Here is an 18829-nt window from a genome sequence, read left to right on the forward strand (position 1 = left end):
TTCCTGAACGTTTTAATGGAGTACCACGACTGTATGAGCCTGATTCTCAGAGCCGAACGCCCGAGCGACATCCCTGCCATCGAACAGGTCACCCGCGAAGCCTTTCTTGACGCCGCGCATTCCAGCCACACCGAGCAGCACATCGTTAACGCCCTGCGCAGTGCCGGCGCCCTGACCCTGTCCCTGGTGGCCGAAGACGAAGGGCAGGTGGTGGGCCATGCCGCGATCTCGCCTGTGACCTTGAGCAGCGGCGAACCCGGCTGGTACGGGCTGGCCCCGGTGTCGGTGACGCCGGCGCGCCAGGGCCAGGGCATTGGCGCGCAACTGGTCCGCCAACTGCTGGCTCAACTGCAAGCCCTCGGTGCGGCCGGCTGCGTGGTGCTGGGCGACCCCGGCTACTACTCGCGCTTTGGCTTCCAGGCCGGGCAGGGCCCGCTGCTGCCCGGAGTCCCGCCGGAGTACTTCCAGGCCCTGGCGTTCCACGGGCCATACCCGACGGGCGAGGTCAGCTTCCACCCGGGCTTCGACGCCCAGGGTTGAGGCGTTGGGGCGCGGCCAGCACGCCCTGATTCAAGAAGCCCTGCAACGGTCATGGTTTTTTTATGCCGAGGTCATGCAGCGAAGCTATTTTTACCTTCGCTTGCCCTTCACTACGCTTTTCATACGGACGTCCAGCCTCGGGCCGACATCGAGCGACCAGGTAGCCGCGCCCGAAGGAGTGAATCATGTCCAACCAAGCCAAGTGTCCGTTCAAACACAGCGCCGGCGAAGGCACCAGCAACCGTGACTGGTGGCCCGGCCAACTGAACCTGAAGATCCTCCACCAGCACTCGCACCTGTCCGACCCCATGGCCGAGGGTTTCGACTACGCCGCCGAATTCAACAGCCTGGACCTGGCCGCAGTGAAGCGCGACCTGCTGGCGCTGATGACCGATTCCCAGCCTTGGTGGCCGGCGGACTTCGGCCACTACGGCCCGCTGTTCATCCGCATGGCCTGGCACAGCGCCGGCACTTACCGCATCGCCGATGGCCGTGGTGGCGCCGGTGGTGGCCAGCAGCGTTTCGCCCCGCTCAACAGCTGGCCGGACAACGTCAGCCTGGACAAGGCGCGGCGGCTGATCTGGCCGATCAAGCAGAAATACGGGCGCAAGCTCTCCTGGGCCGACCTGATCATCCTCACCGGCAACGTCGCCCTGGAATCCATGGGCTTCAAGACCTTCGGTTATGCCGGTGGCCGCCAGGACGTCTGGGAACCGGAAGACAGCGTCTACTGGGGCAGCGAAACCACCTGGCTCGGCGACAGCCGCTACAGCGGCGATCGGGAGCTGGAGAACCCCCTGGGGGCGGTGCAGATGGGCCTGATCTACGTCAACCCGGAAGGCCCCAACGGCAACCCCGACCCCCTGGCGGCGGCCCGGGACATCCGCGAAACCTTCGCCCGCATGGCCATGGACGACGAAGAAACCGTGGCCCTGATCGCCGGCGGTCACACCTTCGGCAAGACCCACGGCGCCGGCCCGGCGAGCCATGTCGGTCCGGAACCGGAAGCCGCCGGTTTGGAACAACAGGGCCTGGGCTGGAAAAGCAGCTTCGGCACAGGCGTTGGCGGCGACGCCATCACCAGCGGCCTGGAAGTGATCTGGACCACCACCCCGACCCACTGGAGCAACGACTTCTTCGACCACCTGTTCGGCTTCGAATGGGAGTTGACCACCAGCCCCGCCGGCGCCCACCAATGGCAACCCAAGGGCGGCGCCGGCGCCGACAGCGTGCCCGACCCCCACGACCCGAATAAGCGCCGCACGCCGTCGATGCTCACCACCGACCTGTCGCTGCGTTTCGACCCGGCCTACGAGGCGATCTCCCGGCGCTTCCATGAGCACCCCGAGCAACTGGCCGAAGCCTTCTCCCGGGCCTGGTTCAAACTCACCCACCGCGACATGGGCCCCCGGGCCCGCTACCTGGGCCCGGAAGTGCCGGTCGAGGAACTGATCTGGCAAGACCCGATTCCCGCGGTGAACCACTCGCTGATCGACGCCCAGGACATCCAGCCGCTCAAGGAGCAGATCCTTTTGTCCGGGCTGTCCGTGGCGCAACTGGTATCCACCGCCTGGGCCTCGGCCTCGACCTTTCGCGGCTCGGACAAGCGTGGCGGTGCCAACGGCGCACGTATTCGCCTGGCGCCGCAGAAAGACTGGGAGGTCAACCAGCCGGTGCAACTGGCCCAGGTGCTGCGCAGCCTGGAAGCCATCCAGGGCGCCTTCAACAATGCTCAGAGCAACGGCAAGCGCGTATCCCTGGCGGACCTGATCGTCCTCGGCGGCTGCGCGGCGGTGGAGCTGGCGGCGAAAAATGCCGGTTACAGCATCACGGTGCCGTTCGCCCCAGGGCGCATGGACGCCAGCCAGGAACAGACCGACGTCGAATCCTTCGCCGTGCTCGAACCCGTGGCCGATGGCTTTCGCAACTACCTCAAGCCGGTCAGCGGCGTCACCGCCGAAGCCTTGCTGGTGGACAGAGCGCAACTGCTGACCCTGACCGCCCCGCAACTCACCGTACTTTTGGGCGGCCTGCGGGTGCTGGGGGCCAACGTCGGGCAATCGCCCCACGGCGTGTTCACCACCAGGCCGCAGACCCTGAGCAACGACTTCTTCGTCAACCTGCTGGACATGGGCACCCAATGGAAAGCCCTGTCCGAGGCCCGCGAACAGTTCGAAGGCAGCGACCGCGTCAGCGGGCAGTACAAGTGGAGCGGCACTCGGGTTGACCTGCTGCTGGGCTCCAACTCCCAGTTGCGGGCCCTGGCCGAGGTGTATGCCGCGGCGGACGCGGGCGAGAAGTTCGTGCGCGACTTTGTCGCGGCCTGGGACAAGGTGATGAATCTGGACCGGTTTGATCTGCGTTGAGGGCAAGGGATTAACGTCCAGCAACTGGCGGCCCCCGACTTGAGCATTCAGGTCGAGGGCTGCGGCTGTCTGTGGCAAGTGCTGGCAACTTCCTCGACCCTCTTATTCCCCCCCAGCAGAAGAATTAGTGCCAGGCAAAACGCTCTGCGAACTCGCACGGTGCTGGATGCACTATGGCAAAATGCCCTGCATCAATTCAGGGAGCCAGGGATGAAAGCTATTGTCGTTGCAGCGCTACTGTTACTTACAGGGTGCGTAGCAAAGGTTGTTGAATACAAGGCATTGCCTATTACACAGAGTCAGGCGGAGTCGATCATTGAACAGGTACTGATGGAACAACCGCTGAAAACCAGACCCGAACAAGTGTTCTTCACGGACGAATATATTGGCTACGGCAGTGGGACCATTTCTGCCACCAGCGGCTTTGCAAGTGCAACGCCTATCGGTGTAGGAGCCATAGCAGCCGGCAGCTCCAAGACTTCCTCCAAAGCGGTGCAAACCCGTATCTATTTCAACTCGATTGGTAGCGTTACGCTCTACTCAAAGCGTGGTCGTTGGGTCGTGCAGACCAGGAACCAGGCAGGTGGAGTGCTGAACAGTTCGCAGGTCGACACGCAGCAGAAGGCTCAGCGGTTCGTTGACGCCATGTTGTTTTTCAAACGGACCTAATGCCGCGCAGGGTAGCTCACTGAAAGGCAGCGGCAGGTGATGGTCCCTAGTCGCTTGATCTGCTTCAAGGCAACTTCAGGCCGGGTAAAACGATAACGCCTCCCTAGGGAGGCGTTTTTGCGAGCGCGGTCGAGGCGTTTCGAGCACGACTGGCGGCAATCAGGGCGGGCCATGTAGCGCCCGCCAAGCGCTTACTTGGTCTTGAGGTACTCATTGAGAAACGCCTGGGCATCGCCATAGCTGGACAGGTTGCTGTCATAACCCACCTTCAGCGGCTTGGCCTCACCCGGCAGATGCAACTCGCCATAGCCTTCCTGAAGCAGCAGCACCACGAACTTCTGCCCGTCCACCTGAGTGAAGTAACGGGTGTCACGCGAGGTTTGCTCCACGCTCATTTTCTGAATGCGCATGTTCCAGTCGTGGTCGGCGTCTTCCACCTGCACCAGCGCCTGATTGGCGCTGCGCTCATCGATGCGCAGAGTCCAGACCTTCACCCCGTGTGGCCCGGTGTAGGCCACGATCTTGTCCGCCACCTGTGGCCGTTCCTCGGCCTGGGCCAGCCCAGCTCCCAGTACCCACGCCATGACCCATGCGGCCGTCCAGCGGTAATAAAGCTGCATCCTTCAAGCTCCTGAATATGTAAACGGGGGCTCATTGAAGCGGACCGGTGCTGCTCTGCCAAGTACCCTGAACAGCGCACGGGGTCCAAATCCCTGTACACACAACCCGCGCAGGGCCCGCAGCCAGTGGGTTACCATCCGCCGCCTGAGCGCCAAGGCACAACGCCTGCGCTTGCCCGGCAAGGTAGCCGGTAAGCCCCCAGCCTCTTAAGGACAACCCCCATGAGCCAACTGACAGCGCTGATTGAACAAGCCCGTGAAGGACTTTGCATCCAGCAAAGCATCTCGCCGATCGGCTGGGAGCTCATCTCCAGACAATGCGGCGCGGCGGAAATTGCCGAGATCAAAACCCGCATCGCTTCCCTCACCGCTGCCAGGGAGGCTGTCGAAGAATGGGATGGCGACACCCTGGATGATTACTACTTTGCGATTGCCAGCTTCACCCGTCTGCTGGAACTGGCCACGGCCTACGCACAAGGTGAATGAACATGTCGGTGGACCGCACAACGGATTATTTCGAGAGCAGCGAGGGCGCCGTGCGCCTATGGATAGAGCAGGGCAGTGCAATTCATCTCAAGGCCATCAGCCCGCATAACGATCCGGTGGAACTGACGGCAGAACAGGCCCGGGAACTGGCCCAGGCACTGCAACGTTTGGCCGGCCGCCTTGCGGACTGAAAGCAGTCCCAAGACCAGCGCCCACGCAACCACCTGGGCAACGGCACACCTGAGAGGAACAGACCCTGTTTAACGAACTAGTGTTTTTGCCCGAAGACCCCGACCAGGACTCCGCCTACCTCGGCGGCAATCCCTACCTGCCTGAGTCCATCCCTTGGCCCACTGACTCGACGGGCGCCCCCTTGCTGCACCTTGCCAGTCTGCCGGCCAGCTTTATCAATCGATACCTTGCAGGCATGCAATTGAATGACGAGCTGGTGGTTTCGCTGTTTACGCCTTACTCAATCGTCAGCGACACCTACATCGAGCAGGCCATGCAAGAGGGCGGCAAGGTGCTGGCCTACAGGCCCGCGGCGCGACAGGTGGATGGTTACGGACAGCCCATCACCCCGGCGCGGCGAATTGACGTGGTTGAAAATCCGCGGCAGGACAGCGACGAAAACGGCCTGGCCAAGATCGCCGGAATACCCGCCTGGATTCAGGGCCAAGAGACACGCCCAGCCTTGAACTATGTACTGCAGATCAACAACTCCCGGCTGAACAGGGCCGCTCCAGGGCACAAGGGCATTTTGGTCGGCGGAACCGGTTATCTGCTGTTGAAGCAAGGCATTGATGACGAAGACCTGATGGCCGGGGCCCTGATCATCCAGAGTTCATAAGAAAGGGGGCGGGCCCTCAGCCCACGAGGGCAAAATCCTTGGGATCGAAGCGCTCGCGGGTGTCCATCTGAATGTTGCGCAGGTTCGCGGTTTGCTGATGGCTGGCGTACAGCGGCTCGGCAAAGTAGGCGATCAGCAGCGAACGCCGGCGCGCACCGCTGGGGTTCAGACTGGCCCCATGCACCAGATCGGCATCGAACAGCAGAATGTCCCCCGCCGTGCCTGAAAGCTGCACCGCGCCGGATTCGTCGGCGAAGTCGAACGCCCCTTCCTGCACCCCCGGGCGATGACTGCCGGGAACAAGGCGCGTCGCACCGTTCTCTGGGCCGTAGTCATCGAAATAGGCGATAGCGTTCACCACATCCCCCGGCCGCTGCGCCGAAAAATCCCGATGCAACTGCTGATGACCGCCCCCGGCCAGCGGCTCGCGCCCCTCCACCTGGGCGAGAAAGAAGCGCTCGGCGATCAACTCGCCCACCACCGCCAGCACCTGGGGCAGGCGGCATAGGGCCTGCACCTGTGCATCCATATCCAACTGCGAATGACGCCAGTCCCAGCCACGGGGCACCGGCCATTGGTCCGAGGGCTTTACCCCGGCATCGAAGGTGGTGCGCAGGTTCGCCAGCCAGTCGGCCGGGATGGCCTGGCGCAGCAGGGCATAGCCATTGCGGTGGAGCTGTTCGCGGGCGGTCATGGGGGCTGGATATCCTTATCTGCAATAACCCGTCGAGCATACCTGTGGGCAAAAGCCCTGGACATAACCGGCGACGGTTTAGCGGTTGCCTCAGCGCGAACAGCCGCCTAGTCTGCTGCGGTCGCTGCAAAATCAGCGACCGGGCCTGAGAACCCGGTAAGATGCAGGCGCACAAGCGCCCGCCCATGTTGGAGGGGCTGTAACGATAAGTTACCCAAGGTATTGCTCACACAGGTAATAGATACAAAAAACCAAGCAATAAACAAGGCAGTCCTAGAGGAGCAAAATTGTCAAGATGGTGCCGTCCCGAACTGGCTAGGGGATGCTCAAAAGACCTCTGATATCGCTTTAACCATCGTCATACTGCCGTTTGTCGCGCTCACTCAAAACTACGCCGCCGCACATATTGATCTTGGTGAAGTTTATAAAGGTAGACCTTTGGGTGGAGATAACGCACTAATTCCTAAAGCGAGAGCTGATGTCTTGGACGCGCTTAAGATAGACGGTGATGCGAGAAAGTTTTTGGAGAACCCCGTAGTCGAGGCAGGTAATGTCGTCACTGGTACCGCAGAAGTAGTTGTGAAGGCAGTCGAGGACTTTTTTAAGAAGCCGTTCGGTTAATCCAGAGAAGCCTAACATGTCGTATATGGACTTTACGTTAGATTTCATAGGAGACATCACGTGCTAACCGTTCAAAGCCTTATCGGTCAGCTTGCATTGCTCATGATAGAGAAGCTTGTTGTTTCTCCTTTTCCATAAGGCGATAAAAATTTCGATTATTGAAAAGCCCCAGATAGCTAACGCAAAATACCAGCCGCCGTTTTGGCGACGTAAAGCGGTAGGCTGGATTTCGTTGTTAACCAATGCCGCCCGGATTATCACTTAGCTTATCTGGGTTTGGCTTTGAGTTCGTCTCAGATTTTTCCTTCGATTCTTTTCCAAGTATATAGCCAGCAATAGTGCCAAGAAGACCAATGACTGGCGCAATTTGTTTTTCCGAATAACCCGCCACAATAAGGAATACTGCACCTATAACAATGAGTATGGTGCCAAATGGGCGCAGCAGAATATCAGGCTTCTTATTTCTTTGAATGAGGTAGGTGATGCAGAGCAGAACGAACACCCCAAACCCGACGACAACACATGAGAGTATTAGGCTGTCGTTATATGCACCGTTAGCCATTGCGTCGGAGTTGGCGACGACGCTTGCGGCCGCTTGTTGAGTCTCATTAGTTAAGACGCTTATTTCGGCCTTGAGTTGGTTTATATACTCTTGGCTCATTGCATCACCTTCGGTATTTTTGACTCAAGCTCAGCTACAAGTCGTTCGTATTTTGAGATGATTTCCTGCTGTTTAGCGACTTGCTTTTCCAGCGCATAAATACGCTTACTCAAGGCATCTTCCTGTATGGCTTGAACAAGTGCCGCTCTCTCGATCTTGACCGACGCACCGTAAACCTCTTGACTAATCGCTGGGTTCGTGATTTTGACGTCGTCGGCAATTCTTCCAAGTTCGGAAGTTATGTCTCCTAGAAGGCCTGCGGACATGGCCTGAGTTGGTAGCAGGACGCACACGGAAAAAAGTATCGCTCTCATATATCCATCCTGGTAATGGCTAATACATTGGTGACTTTGCTGTCGCTTAAAAATGAGCATGTAGCATTCAATGCTGCGGACACAGATAAGCTATTGAACTTCATACAAGCGGCCGCGATAAGTACAGCAGAACAGAAGGGGGAACTCGACATTGGCACGTCGCTGTCGATACGTAGTGGCTAGAGGCTAGTAGAGGAAAATGGAGCTGTCCAGGATAAGGAAAAGACTAAGCCTCTCAGGATTGTCGGATCCACGTAATGATTCATTTAGAGGTCTGCTACTGGCACCACATTACGATCGGCAGAATCGCACCTGACGTATAGGCACTCATGATCGGTGGCTACTGGCTGTAAGCAGACGCTGGTATTGCATACTACTAGGCTAGCCCCTGGTGAAGTGACAACAGAAGAGCAGATATCCTCTGCATCAATCTCAAAACTACTTATCCAAACGCTTTGTTTAAGGGAGCAAACATGACCGTTGAAATCACCGAGTTCGGACAATTGTTAGAGTCCGGGCGGCGCTATCTGTACGGAGCCGCCACCCTCGCTGAACTAAACGGTCGAGTCAGGGCAACGCTGGAGGCCGGACACTTCTGGGGAGCAGCAGCGCCACTCACGGACGTCGCCCGAAACTGGGAACACATGATTAACCGCACCTGGAATGAAATGGGCGAGCAACCCGCTCCGCTGACCGAGGCCCAGTTCAGCGAGTGGTTGCGGCAGCAGTTCTACTTCCCAGCCCGTGACAGCTAGTTGTCACTAAACGAAAGAGCGGTGCAGGGCGCTACCGCTCAGAATTACCTCCCTCAAAACGTCGGCGGCGTGATCACCGACAACACCAGCGCATCCTCCCCAGGATTCCCATACTTATGCGGTTCCTGGCTGGAGTTGCCCTGAGCGTCCGGCAAACACGCCTGCCTGAGGCCTTCGCCCTTATGGCTGGGATAGCGAAGGTGACTTCGCCGGATGCTTAAGGGCAGCGATAAACATTTCCTGAGAGGGTGACGTTGGTTTGCTCCAATCGGTCGTCCGAACCGGTTTGGCCAGCTCGTTGAGTGAGCAGATAAACCCGATTGCCGCCCATCGCAGCTGCTTTGTTTTTCAGGTCATTACGGGCTCCGGTCTCTAGGTCGGCGTTCCCGGTGATACTGCCCAGCAGAAAGTTGCCTTGACTACCCGTGACATCTCCCAAGAATTGGCATTCAGGGCCTGGCTCGTTATGGGTGATGCGTACGGTGTTGGCAGTGGGACCCACAATAGGTGTAGGCGCACAACCTGCCAGCCCAAGTAAAGCAGTGGACAAACTGATGCAAATTAGAGCGCGAGAGACAAGCATGTACACGATTCCTTTCCTACCAAAATGAAGTTGCCCTTTGGATAGTCTGCTAGGGCTTTAAGCCCGCGCAGTATCTGGTTTCGGTAGAGCAGGAACTGTATTGATTAGTAATTTTTCCTGTACATTTTTAAACAGTTACCCTGTGAACCGGACGCCCATTCGTATGCGGCCTGGCATCCCGTCTTGTGCAACTGAACTGATTCAGCTGCTTGTGCTTAAGCTGATGATTTGCTGGAGTCGGTGGCACTCCAGCTCAGCAAGACGACATCCTATTCCGATCACGCGGAGGTTCAGAGTAAATGGTCATCGTGTGAGTAATTCCTCAAGCGTTATAAACGCTGAACTTCGAAACCTCCCCTGAGCGACTTATCCAAAGTCCTTGAACGGTGCTAAATGGGGAAACACTTAAGTCAAGTGACGAGCTATTAGAAGCAACCCAATCACGGTGGCCTGTCAGTCTTGGAAAGAAGCGCCACATTCACTTTGAAGTCGCAGGCTGATGAAGTCTGCTTTTAGTCGAACGCTGTGGTGTCGACTCCAACCTTTCCACGCCCCTTAAAACGTCGGCGGCGTGATCACCCACAACACCAGCGCATCCTCCTCCCCAGGATTCCCATATTTATGCAGCTCCTGGCTGGAGAAGCTAAAGCTATCCCCCTCACTCAACTGAAAATGCCGTTCGCCCACCCACAGTTCAAAACTCCCCGACAGCACATACCCGGCTTCCTCGCCCTCATGGCTATAGCTCTCCTTGCTGTACCTCCCCGGCGGAAACCTCGAGTGCAGAAACTCCAGCTGCCGGGTCGGTTGGGGCGTCAGCAACTGATCAATAATCCCGTTCTCATAATTCACCTGCAGCCGCATCACGCTGTCAGGCGAGCAGGCACTGCAAGCCCTGGCGGAGCTGGAGTTCGTCCTGATCTCGCTACACAAGATGGGCGCCTATTACATGGACAAACCCGTGGCCGACTACCAGCGCACCACCACCGATTTCATCGATAACCAGCAGGTCACCCAGCGTCTGGCCCAGGTGCGCAGGATTCTCAGCGAACCTTTCGACCGGACCCTGGGGGACGACGATATGGATGACATCGAGCGTCATGTGCAAGGGCTCGAACGGTAGCGCCCCGAGTAACCGCGCGGTCATTAGCCATCGTTTTTTCAAGGAACCTGCTATGTCCCGGATCAGCATCGCCACGGCAACTCCCGCCACCAGCCTGGTGCTGGTGAAGTTTCTTCATCAGCGCCTGGGCCTGTCCCTGAGCGTTGCCCAGGGCTATCTGCGCCGTGGCGCCGAAGGCTTCTTCTACAGCGCCAGGCTGTTTCACAACGACTATGTGGAGCGAGAACAGGAACTGCGCGACATCCTCGCCTTCTGCAATGAAGCCCAGGTGCCGCTGCTGATTGTGGAGACCGACCCCGAGCTGGAGTGGACCGGTGTGGCGCCCGCAGAGATCGACATGTTCTCGATGCTCGACGAGCACCTGTTCAATCTGCTTGAGGCCTTTGAAGAGGATTATCAATAACGCCCGGGAGCGGGCCTGTGCCGCCCAACTGAATGCGCGGTGTTCCTAAAGTTATGGCCTTCGGGGTCGAGACCTTGGTGCTGTCCGTCCGTCAATAAGGATATTCCGTGTTCAGAACCCTCCTCAGGGCCACCGCCCTTGTCGCCACGCTGGCGATGACCGGCTGTGTCTCCTACAACGTCACCGGCCCCCTGGGCGCGCCGCTGCATTCAGCGCCTGTCAGCAGCCCGCGCACCGCGCAAATCGCCGATGTGCAGGTGTCCGCCCCGGGCATTGACGAAGCCAACCGCACCGCCATCGGCCGCTCCCTGACCGCCCAGTTGACGCCCTACGTGAAGAGCGCCGGCTACTTCCAGCAGCTCAGCGAATTCCCCACCCGCCTGGGGGAGAACGACGTGGTGCTGAAGTTCAACATGACCTCCCTCAAGGGCCACCGCGGGCCGCACCCGGGCTACGTGCCGGGGGCCTTGCTGACCCTGACCCTGTGGATCTGGGTCAACGGCCCGATCTACGTCGACAGCTTCGACCTGGCCGGTGATCTGTCGATTGTCGACCGCGACGGCAAGGAACTGGCCAGTGCCAGGGAGCAGCTGAAGTTCGAGCGCAATGTCGGTCTGTATGGGCGCGAATACTGGGCCCCGACCCAGGGCGCCAAGCAACTCAACGAGCTGGTCGGCAAATTGCTCGACACCGCCACCGCCCGGTTGGCGCAACACTAGGATCAAGGAGCGTCACATGCTGGGTTTCATCAAACACCCACTGGTACTCGCCGCAGTGCTGCTGAGCGGCTGCGTGTCGTACTCGCAAAAGGAACTGGCGCCGGTCACGGCCTGGCCACCCACCGCCCAGGCGGAACAACACAAACCCACGGCCTTCGTGCGCACCACGGCGATGAATCAGGTCAATGGCGGCCCGGCCAATGCCGCTGCCGGCGCTCCGGCCGCCGCCTGGGAAGCGGTGGTGGCCGAGACCTACCGCCAGTCCGGGCGCCTGTCCCGGGTCAGCACCGACAAGGTCGAATCGGATCTGTACGCCGAAGCCACCCTGTACAACAACGAACAGTTCAGCATGGCCTCGGCCATCATCACCGGCGCCACCTTCTTCATCATCCCGTCCACGGCGAAGAACACCTTCACCCTGGAAACCGTGTTCAAGGACAAGGACGGCAAGGAACTGGGGCGGATTCGCAAGAGCGAGTCGGTACGCACCTGGATGCAACTGTTGCTGATCGTGGCGATTCCCTTCCAGCAGGACACCCGCGACGTGGTCCGGGAGCTGGCCCGTAGCACCCTGGATGAAGCGGTGCAACGCCGTCTGCTGTAAGGGTTGTTGCAGCGGGATGGATGCAGTTGAAGCGCCGCTTGTCCCTGGAAGGGCAAGCGGCGTTTTTTCATCGGCGGGGTTTGGCTTTTGAGGCCCGGGGCCTTAGCGCTGCTCCAGCCAGTATTGATGCAGGGCCCGGGCTGCGGGCTCGATCGCGGCCACCTGCTGGCGATGCTGATCCAGGTCCAGGTCGGCGGGTAGTTCGAAGTTGTCCTGTTCGGCACAGTCGATGATTGCCTGCAGCAGAGCGGCTTGTGGCGCCGGCATCGGCGCCCAGTTGCCCACGGCTACCCCGCGCAGGTAGCCGAAACACCATTCCTCAGCCAGGGTCAGCATCTGTTGCTGATGCTCGGTCTGCTCGAAACGGGCATGGAAAGCGCTGGGGGCGGCGCTCAGCTGTTGTGCCAGGGTATTGATATGGCGCACACAGAGGTCGATGAACTGACGGCATTCCTCGGGGCTTTGCCACTCCGGGTTTTGCCCGCCCCAGATGGCCGGGAACCACTCGGCGATATCCACCTGCGCCGGGCTCGACACCAGGGCGGCAAGGTAGCCATCGAGTTCGGAGGGATTGAGTACCAAGTGATCGTCACCGTACTGCAGCAGGGTGTTTTCGATGACGTCGAACTCGGCGTCGTTCAGTGGCTGATTCTGCATCTCGCTATTCCTGGATGAGGCCTGTCCCGCTGATCAAGCCACGGGATGAAAAAAGTGCCGCGCAGAATGAGGCTTGAAGGTTTTTTTCCAGATCCGATTATCCAGATGTCTCGGCCATCTCACGGCATTCGAACCCCTTTGCTTGTGGTTTGCAGATAAGCGCGTGCAGCGCTCAAGCATCCCTGAGCAAGTCCTGGGCATCCAGCAGGCGATAGGCAATTTCCGGGCGATTTTCCATGGCTCGGCGGATCGCCGCCGGGATCGATTGGCGGGTCTTGCGGCACAGACCGGGGTGCTCGGCCAGGGCGATGGCGATGCCGCGCATGCTGCGCACTTCGTTGTCGCTGGGGGTGATTTCTACGCGGATGCCCAGTTGCTGGTACATCCGCCGTTGCATGTGTTCCAGGTCCGCCAGGTCCTTAAGGTTTTCCAGGCGTTCGAGCAGGCGTTTTTCCTCCTGGCGCGTGAGGTTGAGGATGCGCAGGTCGGCTCCGGGGGTGTCCAGCAACTGCTCGCGCTGGCAAATACAGGCGCCGGGCGGGCAGGGTAGGCGGATTGGAGTGCTAGGGTTCATGGGGAACCATCATAGCGACCCCGCAGAAGCTGTCAGAGAAAAATATGCAGTCGACCGCATCCGTTTTCCCGGTAGGTCCGTATGGTCCTTACCCTTCCGGTGAAGGGGCAAGCTTCCTCATCAGGGAGAGCCAGGGACATGCAAGCACTGCAGCCAGCAAACCCCGTAGTAACCCAGGACGACCCACAGTTGTTGCCGCGCCTGCTGGCCGGCGAGCAGCAGGCCTATCGCGAACTGGTCAGGCGGCATTCGGGTGCCATGCGTTCGGTGGCGTTTGCCATCGTCGGCCAACGGCACGTCGATGACGTGCTGCAGGAAGCCTGGTTGGCCATCGTGCGCAATCTCGGTGGCTTCCAGTGTCGTTCCAGCCTCAAGACCTGGATGCTGACCATCACCGCCAATGCGGCCAAGAGCCGTTATGTACAGAATCGTCGCGATCTGGGGCACAGCACGCTGCCGGCGCCCCCTGGCAGTCTTGGCCCTGAGCGCTTCTCGGCGACGGATGGCAGCTGGGCACCGGCGCCCGTGGAATGGCATGAGGACAGCCCGGAAGCACTGCTGGATGAAGAACAGTTGCGTGATTGCATGGAGCAAGTATTGAGTGCCATGCCGGGGCTGCAAAGCCGGGTGTTGTTGCTGCGTGAGCGTCAGGGCCTGGAGCTGGAGGCGATCGCCGAGCAACTGCAGATTTCCCTGACCAACGTGCGAGTGCTGCTGCACCGTGGGCGCTTGAAGCTGTTCGCTGCCATCGAGCGACATCAAGGGGTCTGATGCGCTGTCAGTACATCCTGCGCCTGGCTTCGATCCTGGTAATGGTCGGGGCATTCAGGATCGCTGGCTGCCGTTGCGAGTGGTTCAGGGGGGGGCTGGATCAAGGATGCCGTAGTCGAGGATCAAGCTACAGGTTGCGTTGCACCTCACGACTATTTATTTTTTGACTCTTGAGAACAACAACGACCCTCGGTACTTGGAGTCTTCATGAACCTTGCCACTCTGGCATTATTTCTCCCGGCCTGTTTCGCACTGAACATGGCGCCTGGTCCCAATAACCTGCTGTCGGTACGCAACGCCACCACCTATGGCTTTCGCACGTCATGCCTGGCCGGAGTTGGGCGTCTGCTAGCGTTTTCGCTGATGATTGCCCTGGCCGCAGCCGGGCTCGCGGTGGTGCTGCAAGCCTCGGAGTTGCTGTTCTACGGGATCAAGATCCTCGGGGTGGCCTATTTGCTGTACCTGGCCTATCAGTTATGGACGGCGGACACCCAGGTCGAAAGCGAGAAAAAGACGCGGTTGTCCGGTCTGTTCGCCTTGAGCCGGCAGGAGTTCCTGGTGGCCATCGGCAACCCGAAAGCGGTGTTGATCTTCACCGCGTTCCTGCCCCAGTTCGTTGATCCTGCAGCGCCGGTAGCCCCGCAGTTTTTGCTGCTGGGGGCGCTGTTCCTGGTGCTGGAGTGGATCGCCATCAGTGCTTATGCCGGTATGGGCCTGCACATGCGGCGCTGGTTCGCGGAGCCGGGTGGCAAGCGGTTGTTCAATCGTTGCTGCGCGGTGTTGCTGTCTATCGCGGCGTCAGTGTTGGTATTGGCCCGTCGCAGTTGAGAGTAATGATTAGGTGCGAGTGACAGTGTTGTGTCAGTGGTCGTGGCACTGGGCATAATGCTTGAAGAACCCTCTTGCGAACTTTGTCGCAAGAGGGTGTTGTTGCTTAATTGACGTAGATGTACGGGTCCCAAGAGCAGTAGCCAAGAACTTTGTTACTGCTGTCAACGATCATGAAAGCCCAGGAATATCTGATTTTTCCAGGTCTTTCTGCGTTACCTTGCCAATAAAAGTTCTCCACACTTTGTTTTTGTGGCGTGCCGGCATGATTTTTTGTATTAATCAATGGCAAGGGCGAGTTGTATACATCGGAAGGTGCTGGGCCATCAGAGTTGGGGCCAATGGAACCGGGACCGTCTGTTTGTGAGTACTGATACAGCAGTACCGCCTTATCTAGCCCTTTGGACAGGCTGGTGGAGCGCCAGCGAATCACGTCGCCGGACTGGACGTTGATGGACAGCTCAGCTGTGCCCTGGCTGGCGCCGACAATATCGGCATTGCTGATCATGTGGATGACTTGTTGGTCCAGGCGAATGCCGTTGACAAAGAAATTGTAGAGCTGGGTGGGCGCGGCCGAGTTTTGACTGATATTGAATGGCTTGCCGCTCAAGCTCTTGCCGTTATAGTCGAGAATGCTTTGTGCATCGATAGCAACCAGGATGTTCCAGATGTTGGACATTTATAGCTCCTTGATACTGCGAGAGACACTATGGCGTTCTTGGCCAACTACAGCATCGAGTGGATGTTGTATGATTTAAGTGCTTTTTCTCATCGCAGCCGTCCTTGCCTTGGTGCTGTTGTGTTGAATCAACTTTCAACAGGCTGCGGGTGAAATCTAGCTCTTGAGGTTTTTTAGTCAAATTGATCTTGGTGAAAAGGGTGGAATTAAGACGGGTGGCAGATTAGTTGTGTTCTATTGCCATCGGCTATTAACTCAAGGCTGATTCAATTTAACGAAACCAAGTAATAACAAATAACCCCGTAGTCCACGGAAAATGACCAGGCATGCCGCCACCTTGGAGCAGGTATCATGTACCGCCGCAGTCCCTTGATCGGCAGGCGACGCTACCTTCTCTCCCGCGATTACGGACGCGCCCTACATGTCAGAGCCTCAAGCCCGTTGCGCCATCCCTGTTGCCATCCCCGAGTTCCCGGTGTGCCACGCCCGTGGTGGCACTTCCACCGGCCTGATCCTGGCCAAGGAAGCGCTGCCTCGGGATGAAGCCCTGGTGGAAGAGTTGCTGCGTCACCTGATGGGCGTGCCTTTGCACGGTGAGTGGCCGGGCAACACCCAGATCACGGGCCTGGGCCGAGGCGTGCCGACTAGCAACAAGGTATTTATCGTCGAGCGCCGCCCCGGCGAGTCTCGAATGACCAGCACCTTGGCGCAGATGGCGGCGGGCAAGAGTGCCATCGACTGGAGTGTCAACTGCGGCAACATGTCGGCGGCCTTGCCGTTGTATGCGTTGCAGCGGGGCTGGCTGCTACCGGGCGAGCGCGATAGCCAGATCGAGATCTACAACAGCAACACCCAGACAACGATGTACGCCCGACTTGGGTTCGCCGATGGGCGCCTGCTCAGTGACACGCGGATTCCTGGGGTCAATGGCATGTTTCCCGGGGTCGACCTGTTTCTCGACGACCCGGTTGGGGCCAAGACCGGGGCCTTGTTTCCCACTGGGCAACGACTCGACCTGCTCGACGGCGTCGCTGCTACCTGCATCGATGTGGCGGTGCCGATGGTCATCGTCAAGGCCAGTGACCTGGGCAAAAGTGGCCAGGAGACCCCGGCGCAGTTGGATGCCGACCCGCAGTTCAAGGCCCGGTTGCTGGAGCTGATGGTCAAGGGCGGCTTGCGCATGCAACTGCGCAACCGCGATGGCCGCCTGATGAGTGCCGATGAGCTGCGGTGCAGTGAAACCATTCCGAAGATCTGCATCGTTAGCCCGGCCCTGGGGGAGGGGCAGCTGTCTACCCGGTATTTCACTCCGCAGAATGCCCATCCGTCCCTGGCGGTGTCCGGTGGCTGCTGCTTGGCAGCGGCGTGCGTGGCTGAAGGCACGGTGGCCCATCAGCTATTGGCCCAGGGGCCGCAGTTGAGTGCGTCTTTGGGTGAGTATGCGGTGTCCATCGAGAACCCGGCCGGGGTGCTCGAGACTTTGATCACTGCGCGTCTCGATGGGGCGCAGATGCTGATCAAGGGCGCGGCTTACCGGCGCAGTGCGCAGATTCTGTTGCAGGGGACGGTGCCGTTGTACAACGCTTCGCCGGCCCTGGTCGACGCGCTGCAGCATCGCAACTAAAGCGCTTTCAGCGCACTGGAAAGCTTTGCCGCAGCGCATCGACCATTACCAGCAGAGCCTGTAGCGGATTGTTCGCCAGGGGCAGGCCGACCTTAAAACCATCGGCCTTCTGCGCCGGGTCAAGCCAGTGCGGTGCGGCTTCATGGGCAAACAGGATCTCGATCTGCGCATGGGGGCCTGGGTGAAAGTGAAACTCCAGGCACGGCTCGGTGAACCAGCAGGGCTTGCATGGGCCTTGAGCGGTGGTCAAGGCCACGAGCCAGAGAGCCAGTATGTCCAACTCGAAAGCGGTCAGGCAGGCATCTTCAAAGCTCCAGGCGCCCTGGGGGTGTTCGATCCGCCCTTGGATGCGCAGCCAGTTAGCGTCCCAGCGTTCACGGCTGTCGGGAAACTGATAGCCGAGAATGTCCAGTTAAACGCGTAGGGCGGGAGTGTCATTGAGTGTTAGTGACATGCAGATCGGGGCTCGAGCTTGAGGGCGGTGCTGATGGCAGGAATTGTGGAACTCGCTGACCGAGCAACTGGACCAGCGCGGGGTCCATGAATTCGTAGTCGTCGGGAATGTTCAGGCAGATGATTTTTTTCTGTCCCAGGTACTGCTTGAAGCGTTTGGATAGCTAGCTGCGGTGGCGGGCCTCCATGACCAGAATCAGTTGTGCCCACGTCAGCAGCTCCGGGCCAAGCGGCACTTCGGCGTCGTGGTTGAGCCCGGCGGAAGCCGTTTCGATCCCCGGCCAATCGGCGAAGACCTGTTCGGCGGTGGGGCTACGCAGGCGGTTCTGACTACAGATAAGCAATACTTTCAGCATCCTGCTGAACTCCCTCTTGCACTGCTGTGGGTGTTGAGCGGCGATTGTTCGTGGCTTTTACCTGGCTATCCAGCATCTGTCGAAGCACGGTAGGGCTGCAGGTCGATGTCATCACTCAAGCGATTGAAGGGCGTTTCTGGCTGCGCTGATGGGTGTAGTACCTGCTTCTTTATGAGGCCATGCCAGAACCCTGTGGCATTCAGTGTTTTTATGCCGAGGTGATCAAGCAAAATTCGACGTTGTTGGACCCGGTGTCGGGAAATTTGCTGTTTCTGTAAGTTCGCAATGCCTCTCTACTATATAGAAGGCGTTTTTTGCTTACGCCAAAGGCTGCGCTTAACGGGCGCTGGATGAGCGAAGCTATCCAGCATTGCTGATCGAGAAGTTTATGCTGGGATTCAAGAGGCTCTAGCTGTGATGTTGATTTATCGGAGATTGAGTTGACTGCTGCTGGAGACATGCCGATTGCTGCTGTCCTTAATAAGGTAGGCCTGGTGAAGAATGCTGCCGTAGCGCGAGACCTTCTTGGGGCGGGGGGCAGGTAGATGGCGAGGTTGTCGATCGCACCTATATATAGCCTTGCGAAAGCCCCTGTTTCAGGGGCTTTTGATCTTATTCATAGAAAATTCAAATTAAGTGTTGACGGCAGATTCTACAAGTCTATAATTCGCCCCACTTCCGGCGCAGTCGAAACGGAAAACTCCTTGAGATTCAACGAGTTACGCGGTTTTCGACGGCGGTTACGCTTCGGCTCATCGAAGCCAGAAGGAGTTGGTAAGGCAGTGAGTTTTAGCCTTATTAACGATTCGATCCTCTCGGTCGAAAGCGGTGAAAAAGAGGTGTTGACAGCAGCGTGTAACGCTGTAGAATTCGCCTCCC

The 18829-nt window shown here is 58.7% G+C and carries 24 protein-coding genes and 4 pseudogenes; 16 read left to right on the top strand and 12 right to left on the bottom strand.

Going from position 1 to position 18829, the window contains the following annotated elements:
• Positions 1–33 precede the first annotated feature (33 nt).
• The 3 genes from GV819_RS29950 (at position 34) to GV819_RS29960 (ending at position 3575) form a co-directional block, all read left to right on the top strand.
• Positions 34–540, top strand: coding sequence for a GNAT family N-acetyltransferase (locus tag GV819_RS29950; RefSeq protein ID WP_161759645.1), 507 nt, complete (start codon positions 34–36; stop codon positions 538–540).
• A 185-nt stretch (positions 541–725) separates the two neighbouring features.
• Positions 726–2906: a catalase/peroxidase HPI gene (gene katG, locus GV819_RS29955; protein ID WP_161759646.1), complete on the top strand. Its 2181-nt coding sequence runs from the start codon at positions 726–728 to the stop codon at positions 2904–2906.
• A gap of 210 nt (positions 2907–3116) precedes the next feature.
• A complete protein-coding gene (locus tag GV819_RS29960) occupies positions 3117–3575 on the top strand; it encodes a hypothetical protein (RefSeq protein ID WP_161759647.1) in 459 nt (152 codons plus the stop codon).
• Between the two features lie 191 nt (positions 3576–3766).
• On the opposite strand, the gene GV819_RS29965 is transcribed toward GV819_RS29960, so the two are convergent.
• The gene (locus GV819_RS29965) at positions 3767–4195 is read right to left on the bottom strand and encodes a hypothetical protein (protein ID WP_161759648.1); all 429 of its coding nucleotides are present in this window, start codon (positions 4193–4195) and stop codon (positions 3767–3769) included.
• Between the two features lie 222 nt (positions 4196–4417).
• Here GV819_RS29965 and GV819_RS29970 point away from each other — a divergent pair, with 222 nt between their 5' ends.
• From GV819_RS29970 to GV819_RS29980, 3 genes are all read left to right on the top strand, one after another.
• Positions 4418–4681, top strand: a complete 264-nt coding sequence (locus GV819_RS29970; RefSeq protein WP_161759649.1) for a hypothetical protein — start codon at positions 4418–4420, stop codon at positions 4679–4681.
• Between the two features lie 2 nt (positions 4682–4683).
• Positions 4684–4872, top strand: coding sequence for a DUF6360 family protein (locus GV819_RS29975; RefSeq protein WP_256667658.1), 189 nt, complete (start codon positions 4684–4686; stop codon positions 4870–4872).
• Positions 4873–4958: 86 nt separating this feature from the next.
• Positions 4959–5531, top strand: a complete 573-nt coding sequence (locus tag GV819_RS29980; RefSeq protein WP_218579783.1) for a DUF1963 domain-containing protein — start codon at positions 4959–4961, stop codon at positions 5529–5531.
• A gap of 16 nt (positions 5532–5547) precedes the next feature.
• On the opposite strand, the gene GV819_RS29985 is transcribed toward GV819_RS29980, so the two are convergent.
• Positions 5548–6225, bottom strand: coding sequence for a phytanoyl-CoA dioxygenase family protein (locus GV819_RS29985; RefSeq protein ID WP_161759651.1), 678 nt, complete (start codon positions 6223–6225; stop codon positions 5548–5550).
• A 222-nt stretch (positions 6226–6447) separates the two neighbouring features.
• Between GV819_RS29985 and GV819_RS29990 the strand changes: the two genes are divergently transcribed.
• Positions 6448–6846, top strand: coding sequence for a hypothetical protein (locus tag GV819_RS29990; RefSeq protein ID WP_161759652.1), 399 nt, complete (start codon positions 6448–6450; stop codon positions 6844–6846).
• Positions 6847–7081: 235 nt separating this feature from the next.
• Here the strand turns inward: GV819_RS29990 and GV819_RS29995 are convergent, their stop codons facing one another.
• Positions 7082–7507: a hypothetical protein gene (locus tag GV819_RS29995; RefSeq protein ID WP_161759653.1), complete on the bottom strand. Its 426-nt coding sequence runs from the start codon at positions 7505–7507 to the stop codon at positions 7082–7084.
• Complete coding sequence (locus tag GV819_RS30000) at positions 7504–7821, bottom strand: hypothetical protein (RefSeq protein ID WP_161759654.1); 318 nt, start codon at positions 7819–7821, stop codon at positions 7504–7506. The genes GV819_RS29995 and GV819_RS30000 overlap by 4 nt, the downstream gene beginning before the upstream one ends.
• Positions 7822–8294: 473 nt before the next feature.
• Here GV819_RS30000 and GV819_RS30005 point away from each other — a divergent pair, with 473 nt between their 5' ends.
• Positions 8295–8576 carry a hypothetical protein gene (locus GV819_RS30005; RefSeq protein WP_161759655.1) on the top strand — a complete coding sequence of 94 codons (282 nt, stop codon included), beginning with the start codon at positions 8295–8297 and terminating at the stop codon, positions 8574–8576.
• A 53-nt stretch (positions 8577–8629) separates the two neighbouring features.
• On the opposite strand, the pseudogene GV819_RS30010 reads toward GV819_RS30005, so the two are convergent.
• The 3 genes and pseudogenes from GV819_RS30010 to GV819_RS30020 form a co-directional block, all read right to left on the bottom strand.
• Positions 8630–8716, bottom strand: a pseudogene (locus GV819_RS30010) (Cro/Cl family transcriptional regulator); the annotation flags it as partial.
• A 77-nt stretch (positions 8717–8793) separates the two neighbouring features.
• Positions 8794–9159, bottom strand: a complete 366-nt coding sequence (locus tag GV819_RS33575) for a DUF4156 domain-containing protein (RefSeq protein WP_161759656.1) — start codon at positions 9157–9159, stop codon at positions 8794–8796.
• Positions 9160–9714: 555 nt separating this feature from the next.
• A pseudogene (locus GV819_RS30020) lies at positions 9715–10020 on the bottom strand (cupin domain-containing protein); the annotation flags it as partial.
• 88 nt (positions 10021–10108) lie between these two features.
• Here GV819_RS30020 and GV819_RS30025 point away from each other — a divergent pair.
• The 4 genes from GV819_RS30025 (at position 10109) to GV819_RS30040 (ending at position 12008) form a co-directional block, all read left to right on the top strand.
• Positions 10109–10282, top strand: coding sequence for a hypothetical protein (locus tag GV819_RS30025; RefSeq protein ID WP_256667659.1), 174 nt, complete (start codon positions 10109–10111; stop codon positions 10280–10282).
• 52 nt (positions 10283–10334) lie between these two features.
• On the top strand, positions 10335–10685 hold the full coding sequence (locus GV819_RS30030; RefSeq protein ID WP_161759657.1) for a hypothetical protein: 351 nt from the start codon (positions 10335–10337) through the stop codon (positions 10683–10685).
• 107 nt (positions 10686–10792) lie between these two features.
• Positions 10793–11404, top strand: a complete 612-nt coding sequence (locus GV819_RS30035; protein WP_161759658.1) for a hypothetical protein — start codon at positions 10793–10795, stop codon at positions 11402–11404.
• Positions 11405–11420: 16 nt separating this feature from the next.
• On the top strand, positions 11421–12008 hold the full coding sequence (locus GV819_RS30040) for a hypothetical protein (RefSeq protein WP_161759659.1): 588 nt from the start codon (positions 11421–11423) through the stop codon (positions 12006–12008).
• 102 nt (positions 12009–12110) lie between these two features.
• Here the strand turns inward: GV819_RS30040 and GV819_RS30045 are convergent, their stop codons facing one another.
• Together GV819_RS30045 and GV819_RS30050 are read right to left on the bottom strand one after the other, a co-directional pair.
• The gene (locus GV819_RS30045; RefSeq protein ID WP_161759660.1) at positions 12111–12665 is read right to left on the bottom strand and encodes a UPF0149 family protein; all 555 of its coding nucleotides are present in this window, start codon (positions 12663–12665) and stop codon (positions 12111–12113) included.
• A gap of 172 nt (positions 12666–12837) precedes the next feature.
• A complete protein-coding gene (locus tag GV819_RS30050) occupies positions 12838–13239 on the bottom strand; it encodes a hypothetical protein (RefSeq protein WP_161759661.1) in 402 nt (133 codons plus the stop codon).
• Positions 13240–13377: 138 nt separating this feature from the next.
• On the opposite strand from GV819_RS30050, the gene GV819_RS30055 reads away from it, so the two are divergent.
• Both GV819_RS30055 and GV819_RS30060 read left to right on the top strand, forming a co-directional pair.
• Positions 13378–14010 carry an RNA polymerase sigma factor gene (locus tag GV819_RS30055; RefSeq protein WP_161759662.1) on the top strand — a complete coding sequence of 211 codons (633 nt, stop codon included), beginning with the start codon at positions 13378–13380 and terminating at the stop codon, positions 14008–14010.
• A 207-nt stretch (positions 14011–14217) separates the two neighbouring features.
• Entirely contained in the window at positions 14218–14838 is a 621-nt protein-coding gene (locus tag GV819_RS30060; protein ID WP_161759663.1) for a LysE family translocator, read from the top strand.
• A gap of 106 nt (positions 14839–14944) precedes the next feature.
• Here the strand turns inward: GV819_RS30060 and GV819_RS30065 are convergent, their stop codons facing one another.
• On the bottom strand, positions 14945–15517 hold the full coding sequence (locus tag GV819_RS30065) for an AidA/PixA family protein (protein ID WP_161759664.1): 573 nt from the start codon (positions 15515–15517) through the stop codon (positions 14945–14947).
• A 421-nt stretch (positions 15518–15938) separates the two neighbouring features.
• Here GV819_RS30065 and GV819_RS30070 point away from each other — a divergent pair, with 421 nt between their 5' ends.
• Positions 15939–17141, top strand: a complete 1203-nt coding sequence (locus GV819_RS30070) for a PrpF domain-containing protein (protein ID WP_161759665.1) — start codon at positions 15939–15941, stop codon at positions 17139–17141.
• 7 nt (positions 17142–17148) lie between these two features.
• On the opposite strand, the gene GV819_RS33895 is transcribed toward GV819_RS30070, so the two are convergent.
• Together GV819_RS33895 and GV819_RS30080 are read right to left on the bottom strand one after the other, a co-directional pair.
• On the bottom strand, positions 17149–17553 hold the full coding sequence (locus tag GV819_RS33895; protein WP_434738446.1) for a WapI family immunity protein: 405 nt from the start codon (positions 17551–17553) through the stop codon (positions 17149–17151).
• 22 nt (positions 17554–17575) lie between these two features.
• Positions 17576–17950, bottom strand: a pseudogene (locus GV819_RS30080) (low molecular weight protein tyrosine phosphatase family protein).
• A gap of 422 nt (positions 17951–18372) precedes the next feature.
• Between GV819_RS30080 and GV819_RS30085 the strand changes: the two are divergent.
• Positions 18373–18524, top strand: a pseudogene (locus tag GV819_RS30085) (tyrosine--tRNA ligase); the annotation flags it as partial.
• Positions 18525–18829: the final 305 nt, after the last annotated feature.

The sequence above is a fragment of the Pseudomonas sp. Fl5BN2 genome, from assembly GCF_009908205.1.
GTDB lineage: Bacteria > Pseudomonadota > Gammaproteobacteria > Pseudomonadales > Pseudomonadaceae > Aquipseudomonas.

Excerpts from the sequence above, each read along its gene's own strand:
- GV819_RS29950 (WP_161759645.1), top strand. The coding sequence starts at position 34 with ATGAGCCTGATTCTCAGAGCCGAACGCCCGAGCGACATCCCTGCCATC.
- katG (WP_161759646.1), top strand. The coding sequence starts at position 726 with ATGTCCAACCAAGCCAAGTGTCCGTTCAAACACAGCGCCGGCGAAGGC.
- GV819_RS29960 (WP_161759647.1), top strand. The coding sequence starts at position 3,117 with ATGAAAGCTATTGTCGTTGCAGCGCTACTGTTACTTACAGGGTGCGTA.
- GV819_RS29965 (WP_161759648.1), bottom strand. The coding sequence starts at position 4,195 with ATGCAGCTTTATTACCGCTGGACGGCCGCATGGGTCATGGCGTGGGTA.
- GV819_RS29970 (WP_161759649.1), top strand. The coding sequence starts at position 4,418 with ATGAGCCAACTGACAGCGCTGATTGAACAAGCCCGTGAAGGACTTTGC.
- GV819_RS29975 (WP_256667658.1), top strand. The coding sequence starts at position 4,684 with ATGTCGGTGGACCGCACAACGGATTATTTCGAGAGCAGCGAGGGCGCC.
- GV819_RS29985 (WP_161759651.1), bottom strand. The coding sequence starts at position 6,225 with ATGACCGCCCGCGAACAGCTCCACCGCAATGGCTATGCCCTGCTGCGC.
- GV819_RS29995 (WP_161759653.1), bottom strand. The coding sequence starts at position 7,507 with ATGAGCCAAGAGTATATAAACCAACTCAAGGCCGAAATAAGCGTCTTA.
- GV819_RS30000 (WP_161759654.1), bottom strand. The coding sequence starts at position 7,821 with ATGAGAGCGATACTTTTTTCCGTGTGCGTCCTGCTACCAACTCAGGCC.
- GV819_RS30005 (WP_161759655.1), top strand. The coding sequence starts at position 8,295 with ATGACCGTTGAAATCACCGAGTTCGGACAATTGTTAGAGTCCGGGCGG.
- GV819_RS33575 (WP_161759656.1), bottom strand. The coding sequence starts at position 9,159 with ATGCTTGTCTCTCGCGCTCTAATTTGCATCAGTTTGTCCACTGCTTTA.
- GV819_RS30025 (WP_256667659.1), top strand. The coding sequence starts at position 10,109 with ATGGACAAACCCGTGGCCGACTACCAGCGCACCACCACCGATTTCATC.
- GV819_RS30030 (WP_161759657.1), top strand. The coding sequence starts at position 10,335 with ATGTCCCGGATCAGCATCGCCACGGCAACTCCCGCCACCAGCCTGGTG.
- GV819_RS30040 (WP_161759659.1), top strand. The coding sequence starts at position 11,421 with ATGCTGGGTTTCATCAAACACCCACTGGTACTCGCCGCAGTGCTGCTG.
- GV819_RS30045 (WP_161759660.1), bottom strand. The coding sequence starts at position 12,665 with ATGCAGAATCAGCCACTGAACGACGCCGAGTTCGACGTCATCGAAAAC.
- GV819_RS30050 (WP_161759661.1), bottom strand. The coding sequence starts at position 13,239 with ATGAACCCTAGCACTCCAATCCGCCTACCCTGCCCGCCCGGCGCCTGT.
- GV819_RS30055 (WP_161759662.1), top strand. The coding sequence starts at position 13,378 with ATGCAAGCACTGCAGCCAGCAAACCCCGTAGTAACCCAGGACGACCCA.
- GV819_RS30060 (WP_161759663.1), top strand. The coding sequence starts at position 14,218 with ATGAACCTTGCCACTCTGGCATTATTTCTCCCGGCCTGTTTCGCACTG.
- GV819_RS30065 (WP_161759664.1), bottom strand. The coding sequence starts at position 15,517 with ATGTCCAACATCTGGAACATCCTGGTTGCTATCGATGCACAAAGCATT.
- GV819_RS30070 (WP_161759665.1), top strand. The coding sequence starts at position 15,939 with ATGTCAGAGCCTCAAGCCCGTTGCGCCATCCCTGTTGCCATCCCCGAG.